General features: G+C 62.2%; 11 protein-coding genes and 1 pseudogene. 5 read left to right on the top strand and 7 right to left on the bottom strand.

Annotated elements, in window-relative coordinates:
- Window positions 1–16 precede the first annotated feature (16 nt).
- Window positions 17–703, bottom strand: a complete 687-nt coding sequence (locus tag OS035_RS05090) for an IMP cyclohydrolase (RefSeq protein ID WP_331813419.1) — start codon at window positions 701–703, stop codon at window positions 17–19.
- A 327-nt stretch (window positions 704–1030) separates the two neighbouring features.
- Between OS035_RS05090 and OS035_RS05095 the strand changes: the two are divergent.
- Window positions 1031–1922, top strand: a pseudogene (locus OS035_RS05095) (protein-L-isoaspartate O-methyltransferase family protein).
- 609 nt (window positions 1923–2531) lie between these two features.
- Here OS035_RS05095 and OS035_RS05100 read toward each other — a convergent pair.
- Entirely contained in the window at window positions 2532–2786 is a 255-nt protein-coding gene (locus tag OS035_RS05100) for a hypothetical protein (protein ID WP_239620767.1), read from the bottom strand.
- Between the two features lie 574 nt (window positions 2787–3360).
- Between OS035_RS05100 and OS035_RS05105 the strand changes: the two genes are divergently transcribed.
- The 3 genes from OS035_RS05105 (at window position 3361) to OS035_RS05115 (ending at window position 6965) form a co-directional block, all read left to right on the top strand.
- Window positions 3361–3726 carry a hypothetical protein gene (locus tag OS035_RS05105; protein ID WP_097624249.1) on the top strand — a complete coding sequence of 122 codons (366 nt, stop codon included), beginning with the start codon at window positions 3361–3363 and terminating at the stop codon, window positions 3724–3726.
- A gap of 789 nt (window positions 3727–4515) precedes the next feature.
- The gene (locus OS035_RS05110; protein ID WP_331813420.1) at window positions 4516–5595 is read left to right on the top strand and encodes a YihY/virulence factor BrkB family protein; all 1080 of its coding nucleotides are present in this window, start codon (window positions 4516–4518) and stop codon (window positions 5593–5595) included.
- A gap of 86 nt (window positions 5596–5681) precedes the next feature.
- Window positions 5682–6965 (top strand): cystathionine gamma-synthase family protein, encoded by a 1284-nt coding sequence (locus OS035_RS05115; protein ID WP_097624251.1) that lies wholly within the window; start codon window positions 5682–5684, stop codon window positions 6963–6965.
- Window positions 6966–7012: 47 nt separating this feature from the next.
- Here the strand turns inward: OS035_RS05115 and OS035_RS05120 are convergent, their stop codons facing one another.
- From OS035_RS05120 to OS035_RS05140, 5 genes are all read right to left on the bottom strand, one after another.
- On the bottom strand, window positions 7013–7426 hold the full coding sequence (locus OS035_RS05120; RefSeq protein ID WP_097624252.1) for a cupin domain-containing protein: 414 nt from the start codon (window positions 7424–7426) through the stop codon (window positions 7013–7015).
- A gap of 63 nt (window positions 7427–7489) precedes the next feature.
- A complete protein-coding gene (locus OS035_RS05125) occupies window positions 7490–8254 on the bottom strand; it encodes an SDR family oxidoreductase (RefSeq protein WP_097624253.1) in 765 nt (254 codons plus the stop codon).
- A 498-nt stretch (window positions 8255–8752) separates the two neighbouring features.
- Window positions 8753–9946, bottom strand: a complete 1194-nt coding sequence (locus tag OS035_RS05130; protein ID WP_097624254.1) for a thiolase family protein — start codon at window positions 9944–9946, stop codon at window positions 8753–8755.
- Window positions 9924–11447 (bottom strand): class I adenylate-forming enzyme family protein, encoded by a 1524-nt coding sequence (locus OS035_RS05135; protein WP_097624255.1) that lies wholly within the window; start codon window positions 11445–11447, stop codon window positions 9924–9926. Before OS035_RS05135 ends, OS035_RS05130 begins: the two co-directional genes overlap by 23 nt.
- Before the next feature lie 28 nt (window positions 11448–11475).
- Window positions 11476–11886 (bottom strand): acyl-CoA thioesterase, encoded by a 411-nt coding sequence (locus OS035_RS05140; protein WP_097624256.1) that lies wholly within the window; start codon window positions 11884–11886, stop codon window positions 11476–11478.
- A gap of 53 nt (window positions 11887–11939) precedes the next feature.
- Between OS035_RS05140 and OS035_RS05145 the strand changes: the two genes are divergently transcribed.
- Window positions 11940–12908, top strand: a complete 969-nt coding sequence (locus OS035_RS05145) for a zinc-dependent alcohol dehydrogenase family protein (protein WP_183781597.1) — start codon at window positions 11940–11942, stop codon at window positions 12906–12908.
- Window positions 12909–13060 lie beyond the last annotated feature (152 nt).

Raw genomic sequence — 13060 nt, forward strand, 5'->3', positions numbered from 1 at the left:
ATCCCCTTATATGAAATCAGCGGATGGAGTTCAGCGTCGCGCTTTGATGTCCTGTTGCAGACGCGACCCAGGATGTGGCGCAAATAGGTTTCTCGAATTCAGAGAAGACTGATGCATCGGTTATATGACGACAAATTGCAATCGGCTCAGCGGCGCCAAAGTCACTATCAATCTGTTCGACGCGGGGAAGAGGAAACGCATAAGTCGTGATATAGGCGAGCTGCCCCGGCTCAATCTCTATAGGCATAACTGATAAGCTGGTGGCGGTTACGCTACCGAGCCATAGCCTGCTCTCGGCAAGGTCAACCAAACCGCAAATTCGCGGCGTGTCATGCTGATCGAACTCACGGTCAAGGCCAACGAGAACGCTGGCAATTGCATCTCGGGGGGCATTACCTGCCTTAAGCCGCTCATAAATCGGTCTGGTATGCGTGCCGTTGCTGACAACCGCAAAATGATCGTTCCAAATTAGACATTCATAAGCAATGTAAGGACTGTCTGATGCTGCGTCGGCGCTTTCCGGTTGGGCAATAATCTGCACAGAGTTGCCCAGCTTTTCCGCGGTCCTGTTGGGAAACGATCGGCTCGAAACCCTGTAAGCAGCGACCAAATCCCCTTTTCGGGTGCGACCCACGCCAACAATTCGACCAACATACATCTCTAAAATACTCCGGGCTAACACAGCGGCAATCGTAACAACCAATTATCAACCTGCCCAGATTGTAAGGTTTGGATACACAACGGAGTTTTATGTCGCATGTCTGGCGATTGCGTCAATCGCCTCTTGATGGTTGTGATCGTGCCCCGCATCCAATTGCGTTAGTGTCGCCTTGCGGCTGCGATCGATGATAAAATCCGTACTGCCGCCAAATCTAGCCCAGTTACCTTCGGTGCCGCAAAGAGAGGGGTCCCCATCCAGGCATTAACAGTATGACATAACAACGGAGTTTTTTACAATGGAAGCAAAATAGCGCGTAACTTCCGTAACGGATGTTGTCGCTTCAGATCAAGTCATGTTTGGAGATGAGCCATGCCCATTGCGATGTTCACGGCCGACGAACTTGCGGTGGTCCGTCGGGCCTACGCCCATCAGGTGGCGGCAGCCGCCGGAACGACGAACCCGCGGATCGAGGCCGCCTTTGCCGTAGTGCCGCGCGAAAAATTCCTCGGTGCGCCGCCATGGCAGGTCGCCAATCTGGGTGGCGGATATCGCCCGCTGCTTTCCTCCGATTTGGTTCTGGCCTATCAGGATGCGTTGTTCGCCTTGCAACCTGACAAGGGGACAACAATGGCAGCCCTTCGCTGCATGCGCGGCTGCTGGACGAACTGGACGTCCAGATCGGCGATCGCATCGCCCATATCGGAGCCGGCACCGGTTATTATAGCGCTATTCTGGCGGAGTTGGTGGGTGCTGCGGGTCATGGCCATGCCGTCGAGATGGATCGAGATCTGGCTGGTCACGCTCAAACAGCGCTCGCCGATCGGCCCAATGTCAGCGTCATCGCTGCCGACGGAAATCAATGGCCGCGGCAAGAGATGGATGCGGTCTACGTCAATTTCGCCGTCGGACGTCCGGCGGCGCCCTGGATCGAAAGGCTGCGGCCCGGTGGACGCCTGGTGTTGCCGCTTGGCGTGCCGCGCCAGGGGCGGCCGTCGAGTGGCGGCCGTCATGCATCGCATGGCGCAGCACTTCGAATCGAGCGCGGCGCCAGTGGACTTGCGGCGCGCTGGATCAGTACAGCCTATTTCGTCTGTGCCGATGGTGGATTGACGATCGACGACAGCGAGATCGAGGCGCTGACGGTTGCCTTCAAGCGGGGGGCATCGAGTTCATCAAAAGCCTGCTCTGGAAGACCGAGCCGCGGATCGGACGCTGCTGGTATATCGGCGATCAATGGGCGCTCTGCTACGACGATCCCTGAAAGATTCCGGCAGTGGGCAAATGTGCGGACATCCTCGTCGGCGACGACGGCGGTTTGGCGAGATAACGAAAGCCCGGCGCGGGAGAGGGCGCCGGGCTTCGATAGTGACTGACAGCCCGGGAGGAGGGATGCTGTCCGTCGAACCGAAGCGGCTCGGAGGGGTGAGCGCTCGGTCCAACACGAGGTAGTGCTGCAAAGCGGCAAATTCAAGCTTGACGGTTGGGCGGCGTGGCGAGTGACGTCGGACGAAGGTCGGAAATGATTGCGGCGTCCGATGGGTGCTCGCGGGGTCTGCATTGCGTTGTCCGCGGACAACTTGCGCTGTCGCTCTGGAGTTGGCCTCTGTTGTCCGCGGACAACGGCAATTAATTCCGGGTTCTCGCGGCCACCTTTGCATGTCGGATCCTCGCTTGCTTCTAGCGCCGTGCGGCATCTTCTATCATTCTGGTGCGCGCCGGCCGAAGGCCGGAGTCTCGAATGGTATACTCCAGCGCTGCCCTTTGCATTTTCATCTGAGCGTCGGTGCGCCCGCCTCGTCCTTAGAGGCCTGCGGGGCGCCTTAGGATAAGGCTTCTCTGGCGTGGCGGTGCGGTATCATTTAAGGGGGCGTCATCCTGAGTTCGCCGGGTCGGGTGGCGGCGCGGCATCCTCTGAGGGTCCATATCCTGAGGTGCGTAGGCCGAAGGTCGGAGCCTCGAAGGGCGTGCTCCAGCGCTGCTCCTTTCTTTGCTCCATTTCCAGCGCGCCCGCTTTGTCCTTCGAGGTCCCTTCGGGGCGCATCGGGATGAGGCTCCCTTGGGTATCGGCGCTTGCCGCCCGGAAGATCATCGGTGCACCAACGAAGGCAACCGAGGCGGAAGCCATTCGATGCACCCCTTCGACGGGCCTGATCCTGTAGCGCGGAAGCCGAAGGCTGGAGCCTCGAAGGGCACGCCGCAACGCTGCTCCTTGCAATTCACCAGGAGCCGGCGCCCCCGCATCGCCCTTGGAGGTCCCTTCGGGACGCCTCGGGATGAGGTCCCCGGGGATATCGGCACTTGCTACTCGGAGGGTCATCGGCGGCCAACGACGCCAACCGAGGCGAAAGCCGCGTGGCGCCCCCCACGGTCCTCGTCCTTGAGATGCGGAAGGCGAAGGCCTTATCGTCGAAGGACACGCTCCCGCGTTACTTCCAGCATTCATCTGAGCGCCGCGGACAACGGATGTTGCGGGCAGCCGTTCAGGTATGCGATTTCGGGTTTCGAGTCGCGCCAACTATCCCGTTGGCCTCAAGATGAGCCTATGCCTTGATGGTGGGATATTTGACGGTTACCATATGAGTCTGGAGGCCTATCCAAACCTGCTGCCGGGTTGAAGGGCGTGTGAGACCTCTCGACGACCGTGTTCCCCAAGGTCGAAGTGTAATCGGCAGACTTCGACCAGAGCACTGGATCGTCCTATGTTAAACCCATCCATCAGGTTCTCGCCTTCGAACGTCGTCGCCTTAAAGCACGCTCTGCGTGGCCAATATCCTTACATCAAATCGTCGCACTGCGATGAGGCAATCGCCGCGTCATTCGGCTTCAACTCCTATGCTGCCATGCGCCCTGCGTTGCATCAGCTTAGCGCTTACGCCCGGCTGATAGTCGTTACCGACCATTTGCTACTTCTGCTCCGGCTGGAGAAACTTGGTTATCGAAACATCGCTCCGGAATCGTTGCGTCGCCTCATCTGGACTATAAACTTCCCCGATGAGCGATATGACAACGATGTCGGCGAGATTGTCCGGGCGCGCAGGAGGCCCGCGGCCGCCAATGCCGAATAGCTCATTGGCTGCGTGTCTAAAGCTCGAGCGGATCGGCCTAAGCGCCGGCGCCGTTCTTTGTGGGGATCAGGAGAAGCCCTCGCGTGGACTGGGCAGGGCGCACCTGTCTCGTCCTTCGAGGCCCTGCGGGGAACTTCAGGGTGAGGGTTCTGGGGGCGGTGGGCGCGGCATCCTCCAACGGACCTCACCCTGGAGGCACGGAAGCCGAAGGCTGGAGCCTCGAAGGGCGCGTTCCAGCGTTGCTCCTTGTATTCGTTCGGCGTCGGCGCGCTTCCGCCTCGTGCTTCCAGGCTCCTGCGGGGCGCCTTCGGATGTGGCTTCTCGGGGGGGCGGCATTTTCGACCCTAAGGGCGATGTTTGCCGTGAACAACGCGAGCGGCTATTGCCGGTTATGTTCGGCGGCGCTATCGATGAGGGGAGGCATCGTTTATCGCGTTTGATATCCAACGTTCGAGCTGATGGCGGTGGACGGAATTCGGGTCCAAGCCGCGCTTTCCAAGATGCGTGGCGGCGAATTTCCCGTTCCAGGGGCCCCTAAATCGCGGCGACGGCGGCCGGGTGCAGATATAGTCTAAACCGCAGTGATGAAACTAAACTCCTGTTTCATTTCCGTATCGAATAACTTATTGAGTAAAATCAGTATATTATAATAATGGGTTTCTGCCCTAAACGGCCCTTGTTGCCGCGGCCTCCCCTCCCTTGCGCTTCGAATCTCCACAAGAAAGCAACGGCTTGCATCCTTTTGCGGCACGCGGCGTTATCCACGCAGCAAATCAGAGGATTAGGGTAATGGCAGATGCGCTCCCGCTCAAGAGGTTGTCCATCGCCGCTGCGATGATCGCAGCGGCGATCGGGGCGTTTGTGTTGTTGCAGGCAAAGCAGGGTGGTGCGCCGGCTCCGTCGGCGGAGCCCGGCCGCGCGGTGGACGATCATGGCCGCAGCGCCGCCACGCCCGAGGCTATTCCGCTCAGCGGTCTTCGCGATGTGTTCTGGCGGGTTTACCGTGAAGTCCTGAACGACCGGGTGACACTCATTGCCGCGGGTGTGACCTTCTATCTGCTGCTGGCGCTGTTTCCCGCCATGGCGGCTCTGGTGTCTCTTTACGGGCTGGTCGCCGATCCGGTCACCATATCGGAGCATCTACGCGAACTGGCCGGTCTGTTGCCGCCGGGCGCCTTCGACCTTCTGGCCGATCAGATCAAGGAGCTCGTCAGCAAGCGCGACAGTGCGCTCGGCATCACCTTTTTCGTCGGTCTCGGCATTGCGCTGTGGAGCACGCATAGCGGCACGCTGGCGATCTTCGATGCGATGAATGTGGCCTATGAGGAGAATGAAAAGCGCGGTCTTATCCGTCTGAACCTCGTCGGCCTCTGCTTCACCTTGAGCGCAATGCTTCTGACGGTGGTCATGGTGGTGCTTGTCGGCGTCATGCCGGTCGTGCTTTCCTATCTCTGGCTCGATCAGTTCAAGGAGCACATGGCGCTTCTCCTGCGGTGGCCGCTGCTTCTGCTTGTTGTGGCGGTGGCGGTGACCTCGGTCTACCGCTTCGGCCCCAGCCGGGAGCCTGCCAAGCTTCGGTGGATGACGTGGGGGGCGGCTCTGACGACGGTTGCCTGGGCGGCGATGTCGCTCGGCTTCTCCTTCTATCTCGATCATTTCGCCAATTATAACGCGACCTACGGCACGCTCGGTGCGCTGATCGGCTTCCTCATCTGGATCTGGCTTTCCGTCGTCATTCTCGTCATCGGCGCAGAACTCAACGCCGAACTGGAGCATCAGACCGCGAGAGACACGACGACGGGCCCGCCGCTGCCGATGGGCGCGCGCGGCGCCTATGTTGCAGACACTTTGGGCGAGGCCATCAACTGATCGTTGAGGAGCATCATCGATGACTGCGCCTCAGACGCGGTTTTGATGTAATTTGTTCTTGGGCAATCCCGACAGAGGAGACGATCATGACGGCCCCGCATCCTTCCAAAACCCATATCGGCAATCATGCACTGCATCCCGAAACGCAGATGCTGAACTACGGCTACGATCCCGAACTCTCGGAAGGGGCGGTCAAGCCGCCGGTATTCCTCACCTCCACCTTCGTCTTCAATTCGGCCGAGGATGGCCGCGACTTCTTCGATTACGTCTCGGGCCGCCGCGAGCCGCCGGCGGGCAAAGGCGCCGGTCTCGTCTATTCGCGCTTCAACCATCCCAATAGCGAGATCGTCGAGGACAGGCTTGCCGTCTACGAGCGGACGGAAAGCGGCGCGCTGTTTTCCTCCGGCATGTCGGCGATCGCCACGACCTTGTTCGCCTTCGTCCGGCCGGGCGATGCAATCCTGCATTCGCAGCCGCTTTATGGCGGCACGGAAACCCTGCTGGCAAAGACCTTCCTCAATTTCGGCGTCGCCGCGGTCGGCTTTGCCGATGGCGTCAGCGAGGGATCGGTGCAGAAGGCGGCTGAGGAGGCGATGGCCAAGGGCCGCGTTTCCGTCATCCTGATCGAAACGCCGGCCAATCCGACCAACAGCCTGGTCGATGTCGCGATGATCCGGCGCGTCGCCGACGCGATCGGCGCAAAGCAGGGGCATGTGCCGATCATCGTCTGCGACAACACCCTGCTCGGCCCGGTTTTCCAGCGGCCGATCGAACACGGCGCCGATATCTCGCTCTATTCGCTGACCAAATATGTCGGCGGCCATTCCGACCTGATCGCCGGCGCCGTTCTCGGCCGCAAGGCAGTCATCAAGCAGGTCAAGGCGTTGCGCGGCGCGATCGGCACCCAGCTCGATCCGCATTCCTGCTGGATGCTCGGCCGCTCGCTGGAAACGCTGCAGCTGCGCATGGAGCGGGCAAACAGCAATGCGCGCGCCGTCGCCGATTTTCTGCGCGATCACCCGAAGGTCGAGAAGGTTCACTACCTGCCTTACCACAATCCGGATTCACCGGCTGGCCGGACCTTCGCCGCGCAATGCACCGGCGCCGGTTCCACCTTTTCCTTCGACATTCGCGGCGGCCAGCCGGCCTCCTTCAAATTCCTGAACGCGCTGCAGGTGTTCAAGCTTGCGGTCAGTCTCGGGGGAACGGAATCGCTGGCGAGCCACCCGGCGACCATGACGCATTCCGGCGTGCCGGCCGATGTCCGCCAGCGCATCGGCGTGCTGGAATCGACCATCCGCCTGTCGATCGGCATCGAACATCCGGACGATCTGATCGCCGACCTGGAGATGGCGCTGCAATCTGCTTGACCGAGAGCAAGGAACGATGCCCGGCGGGGCCGGGCATCGAGGGCAGCTTACTTGTCGTCGGTCGTCAGTTCCGTCTCGTCCGAGTTCACCACGAAGACCGCAAGCAGTTTCGCGGGCGCGGTCTTGCTGCCGTTGGCGCTGACGCTGTGGTGATCGCCGGGGAATTCGGGAAAGCTTTCGCCGGCCTTGTAAATCTTCACCGGGCCGTCATTGACCTGGCTTTTTATCGAGCCCTCCAGAACGGTGGCATAGATGAAGGCGGATTTCGGGTGGGTGTGGCCTGGCGATGTGCCGCCGGGCCTATATTCGACGAGCACGGCCTTGATGCTCTTGCCGGGAACGTTGGGAAGCGCGTGGTCGTAGACGAGGGTTACCTTCGCCTTGTCGCCTGCGGCATGCGCGGCGGTGCCGGTGACAATGGCAACGGCGAATGCCCCTGCCGAGATCATTTTTCCTAACATGTCTGGTCTCCTTGCGTTGATGGAAACGGTTGCGGCAAGGGCCGCGAAGAGCGGCCCCGGCCGTCAGGCGCTCTTCTTCTGCTGTGGCTGCCGGCTGAGCCAATCGTCGAAGCGAATGCGGCCGAGCCGCGCCTTGGCGCCGGTTACCAGCGAATTATCCTCGAGCTCGACGCCGAAGTAACGGGCGTGAGGATCGGTAATCACCTGGCGCGGATCGTTCGTCGCTTTCAGCAGGCGCGTCACGATATCGGTGAGGCGAATTTTCTCCGGTCCGCCGATCTCGATCGTGCCGTTGACGGGCGCGCCCAGCGCCACCTCGGCCATGACGTCGGCGACATCGTCCGATGCGATCGGCTGCACATAGGCCGGCGACAGATGAACCATCTGGCCTGATGTGCCCGACTGGGCGATACCGGCCATGAATTCGTGGAATTGTGTGGAATGGACGATGGTGTAGGGGATGCCGGAAGCCTTGATCAGCTGTTCCTGGGCCATCTTGGCGCGCATATAGCCGCTGCCCTGCAGCCGCTCCATGCCGACGATGGACAGGGCGATATGATGCTTCACGCCGGCGGCGGCTGCTGCCTTCAGCAGATTGCGGCCCGATGTCTGGAAGAATTCCAGGACGGCCTTGTCCTCGAAGGAGGGCGAGTTGGCAAGATCGAGCACCACCTCGGCGCCGGCCAGCGCTTCCGCGAGCCCCTTGCCGGTGATCGTGTCGACGCCCGAATTCGGCGATGCCGCCAGCACCTCGTGCCCCTTGCTGCGCAATCTTTCCACGGTCTTCGAGCCGATAAGCCCGGTGCCGCCGATAATGACGATCTTCATGGGTAGTCTCCTTGTCCTAGCGAGGATTTCCTCTGTTGACCTGAGATGGCTGCCGAAATCGCCGCCTCGGCGAGGCAGGCGACTTCATCGGTATGGGGACGCCACGCGAAATTTCCGGCGCGGCCGGCCGCAGCCGATGGACGGGAGAATGCGCCGGATCGTCAGGCCGAACCATTCTCCCTCGGTCGCTGTCGTCCTATGCCAAGGCAGTAGGGCGGCTCGCCCTAGGATCGGGCCGTTCGGCCGGGATGGAAGGAGACCTGCGTCGTCAGGTGTTGCAAGGGACGGAGGTGGGGCGGCTGGATGGTTCCGGCGGAGTTTGGCGAGAAGCCAACCCCACTCTCCGTCATCCCAGGCCTTGCGCCGAGGACCCATGCCACGGCTGCCGGTGGATGCGGTGTGGATGCTCGGCTCAAGGCCGAGCAGGACGGAGGGTGGGGCTAACGTCGCCCATCCCTCTCTCCGTCTTTTACTGCCAGCCGATGCAGGCGGTCCTTCTCAGGAAAGCGCGACAGACTCGAACAGTGCCGTCAGTCCGATGCCGCCGCCGATGCCGATCATGGCGAGGCCGGTGGCGCCGGGAACGCCGGCGCGGACCAACTGACTGTACAGTCTCGTAACCAGGATCGCGCCGGATGCGCCGAAGGGGTGGCCCAAAGCAATGGCGCCGCCCTCCCTGTTGACCGTGTCGGCAGGGATGTCGAGCTGATCCAGCGATGCCAGAACCTGGGCGGCGAAGGCCTCGTTGAATTCGATGGCATCGATGCTGGCGAGCGAGAGCCCGGGCTGACGCCGCAGCAGCTTTTTGGTCGAGGCGACGGGGCCGATGCCGAGCAGATTGGGATCGACGCCGGCCGCAGCACTGTCGATGAGGGCGAGGCCCTTGCCGATGCCGAGGCTTTTGGCCATTCCACGGCTCATGACCAGCACCAGGCAGGCGCCGTCATTCAGCGGGCAGGCATTGCCTGCTGTCACCGAACCGTCGCGGAGAAAGACCGGCCGGAGATTTGCGAGCGCCTCAAGCGATGTGGAGGGGCGCAGGCATTCGTCGCGTTCCACCAGTCCGTGGGTGGTGGAGATGTCGACGATCTCCGGCTGAAAGAGGCCTGCCTCGGCGGCCGCGACAGCGAGCCAGTGGCTGCGGAGCGCGAATTCGTCCTGCCTCTGGCGTGCGATGGCGAATTGGCGGGCGACGTTTTCAGCGGCAATGCCCATCTCGGGGTCGCCGACCGTTTCGGGGGAAAAGCGGGCGCGGCCATAAAAGCGCGGCAGCGCCCCATTGGCTTTCGGCCGTTCGACGCGCCACGGCGCGGTGCTGACGCTCTCAACGCCGCCGGCGAGAAAACAGGCGCCGGCTTTCGCCTGGATCAGGCGGGCGGCCATGATGATCGCTTCCAGGCCCGAGCCGCATTGCCGGTCGACGGCGACACCGGGAACGGACAACGGCAGGCCGGCGGTGAGGGCGGCCAGCCGGCCGATATTGCCGCCGCCGCCGGCGGCATTGCCGACCAGCACGTCGTCTATATCGTCCGGCGCGATGCCGGTTTCGGCAACGATCCGGCGGATGATCGCCGCAAGCAGGTCTTCGGCGGCGACCGTCGCAAGCGAACCGAAGGCCCGGCCGATCGGCGTGCGGTAGGCGGCAACCACGACCGGCTGCCAATCCTCGTCAGGCTGATAGGCGTAGGACAAGGCCGTCTCCCGAAATGACCGCTGCTTCCACCTGGCCCCTGGAAATCTTGCCGCTGCTCGTCATCGGCCAGGAGGCGATATGGTAGAATTGCCTGGGGATCTTGAACCTGGCAAGCTTGCTGGCGCAATCCTCGGCCAGCATTTTCGCATCGATCGCCTCGCCGGAGACGACGGCGACGATCCGTTGGCCGTAATAGTCATCCGGCAGGCCGAAGACGACGGCTTCTTCGACGCCGGGGCAGGTTTTCAGCGCGCTCTCGACTTCGGCGGGATAGACGTTGTTGCCGCCTGAAATCATCATGCCGCCTGCCCGGCCGATCACCCGCAGCATGCCATTGGCGTCGATTTCACCGAGATCGCCGACGGTGGCGCCAACCGGTGTGACCCGGAACGCCTGACCGTCGTCGCCCCAGAGATAGCCGTCGGCGATCAGGTCGCTCCTGACGAAGATGGTGCCCGGCACATCGGTGCCGACGTCGTTTTCATCAGGGTCGCGAATGGAAATCTCGACGCCGGGATAGGCCTGGCCCACGCGGTCGATCGGAAAATCGACCGCGCCGCCGACAAGGGTGGAGACGGTCATGAAACCAATCTCGGATGCGCCGTAATATTCGCGGATGCGCGCCTTCGGGAAAAGGCGACGCATGGCTTCGACGCCGTTCACGTCCAGTTTCGCGCCGGCAGTCAGAACGTCGCGCAGGGAGGTCAGAGGCTGTTCGCCAGCCCAGGCTCTCGCAATGCCCGCTATATGGGTGGGCACGGCGACCAGCCGTTCGATCGCTTCGGCAGAGAGAATGCGCGCAACGGCAGCGGCATCCCATTTCCTCACTGAATGGAAGGTGCCGCCGGCATCCAAGGCTTCGACCATGGCGTAAAGCGCGAGGCCATGCGCCAAGGCGCCGGGGCACATTGTGGACGGCGCGCCTTCGAGTTCGAAAACCATGCGGCCACGATCGAGGCTCCGGCGCCACTGCTCGCGCGAGCGATAATAGGCTTTCGGCTCGGCGGTGGTGCCCGAAGTAAAGCCGATCAGGAAAATCCCCTCGGCCTCTCCAGGCAGCTCGCCTTCCGTCGCGGCGAGATCGAAGGGCTCGGCTCCGGCGGTGATGACTGAGATACCGAGCCTGCGGCCGATCTCGGCGCTTGGGCCGCTATCGTCGTCGACGACAAGCACGTCAGGCGCCAGCCGCTCGATGATGCGCTCGATTCTCTCAGGCGGCATCATCGGGTCGATCACCGCGCAGGTATGCGGCGAGGCGGTGGCGGCGATGAAATATTCGGCGAAGCCGATGTGGTTGCCGAGGCTGAGGGCCGCAAGTCTCTCCACGCCGGGCAGATCGAGCGTGCGACGGGGCGAGCGCGGCACTTCCTGGAGAAAGCGGTAAATCGCGTTGGCGCGTAAATGGAGTTCGCCGTAGCTCAGGGAGCGGCCGTCGATCGCCAGGGCCGGCTGATCCGGCCTTTCCGTTGCATGTCGAAGAAGCTCTGCATGGATCGGCATGGACACCCGCTGGTTTGAAGATCGGCCGTCAGCCCAAAGCTGCCCTGGTGGCGTCGGGGATCGGCGTCGGGCGGCTGTCGGAGAGGCCGACGCAGACCCAGACGAATCCGGCCGAGGCGCAATGGGCGCCATCGCGCTGGCGAAAAAGTTCGATCGCGAAAGAGAGGCTCGTGCGCCCGATTTTCTCGACCGTCACCTTGGCTTCGACGACGTCGTCGACGTCGATGGGATTGTGAAAAGTGATCTCGGCCTTCTTCACGTGATAGGCAACGCCCGAGGAGGTGTGGCGGAAGTGGCTGAGAATTTCCCGGTGCCGCAGGAACTCGACGACCGCATCCTCGCAATAATCGAGGTAAACCGAGTTATGGACATGACCATAGATGTCGATGTCTCGCATCGAGACCCGGAAGGATGCTAAAGGCCTGTCGTCAACACTCATGCGATCACCGAAAATTGGTGGGCTGTTCTAACCGCTGTTGTCCGGGGGATGCAATGCAATATCAGGCGGTCGTGCGAAAATTCGGACCGGCTCAGGATGTCGTCGGGATCGAGCGGGCCGCATTGCCGGTGCTACGCCGCGATCAGGTCCGGGTGCGGCTCTTGGCGCGGTCGATCAATCCCTCCGATATCATCACCATTTCAGGCGCCTATGCCGGACGCACGACCCTGCCCTTCATCCCCGGCTTTGAAGCCTTCGGGGTGGTCGACGCCTGCGGTGAGGACGTTTACGGGCTTGCGCCCGGCACCCGCGTGCTGCCGGTGCGCAGCGCCGGGGGATGGCAGGAATTCAAGGATATCGATCCCAACTGGTGCCTTCGTGTTCCGGATGGGCTATCCGATTTCGAAGCGGCGACGAGCTACGTCAACCCGATGACGGCCTGGCTGATGCTGCACAAGAAGATCCGGCTGAAACCGGGCACGCGCATCGCCGTCAACGCCGCCGCCTCTTCGATCGGATCGATCCTGATCGGTCTGGCGAATGCCGTCGGCGTCGAGCCGGTGGCGATCGTCCGCAGCGAGGAATCGCGCGCGCGACTCAGCGGCAGGCTCGAGACCGTCATCGTCGACAGCGCGGACGGCGATCTGGCCGCCGGGCTTGCCGGTCGGCATGGGCTGGACGCCGTGCTCGACTGCGTCGGCGGCCCGCGCGCCTCAATCCTCGCTGCTGCGCTCAAACCTGGCGGACACTTCGTCCATTACGGCCTGCTCTCGGGCCAAAGCATCCCGAATTCCTTCTGGGCTGCCCATCCCGATATCATCTTTTCCTTTTTCCATCTCCGGGAATGGGTTCATTCCGAAGACATGGGCGAGGTCCAGCGCGCCTATTCCGAAGTGGCGGCGCAGATCGTTGCGAAGGTGATCGCGACCGAGGTGCGGGAAGTCTTTCCTCTTGAAAATATCGGCGATGCGCTGCAATGCGCGCTTCCCTTCCGGGCGGGCGGCAAGGTGCTGCTCGCCTGACGGGCGGGTGTCGGTCTCTTCGGCCTTTGGCCTGCGCGCTCAAGATCAGGAGCGATGGAGGATGGCGCTTTGCGCTATCTCACTGCCGAGGATGCGTTCATCGCCGGAAAGTTCCGCACGGTGGCGAGGGGACTTGGGCGCTGTTTCCATTT

Source organism: Rhizobium sp. 268 (assembly GCF_036571585.1).
Taxonomy (GTDB): domain Bacteria; phylum Pseudomonadota; class Alphaproteobacteria; order Rhizobiales; family Rhizobiaceae; genus Rhizobium; species Rhizobium redzepovicii.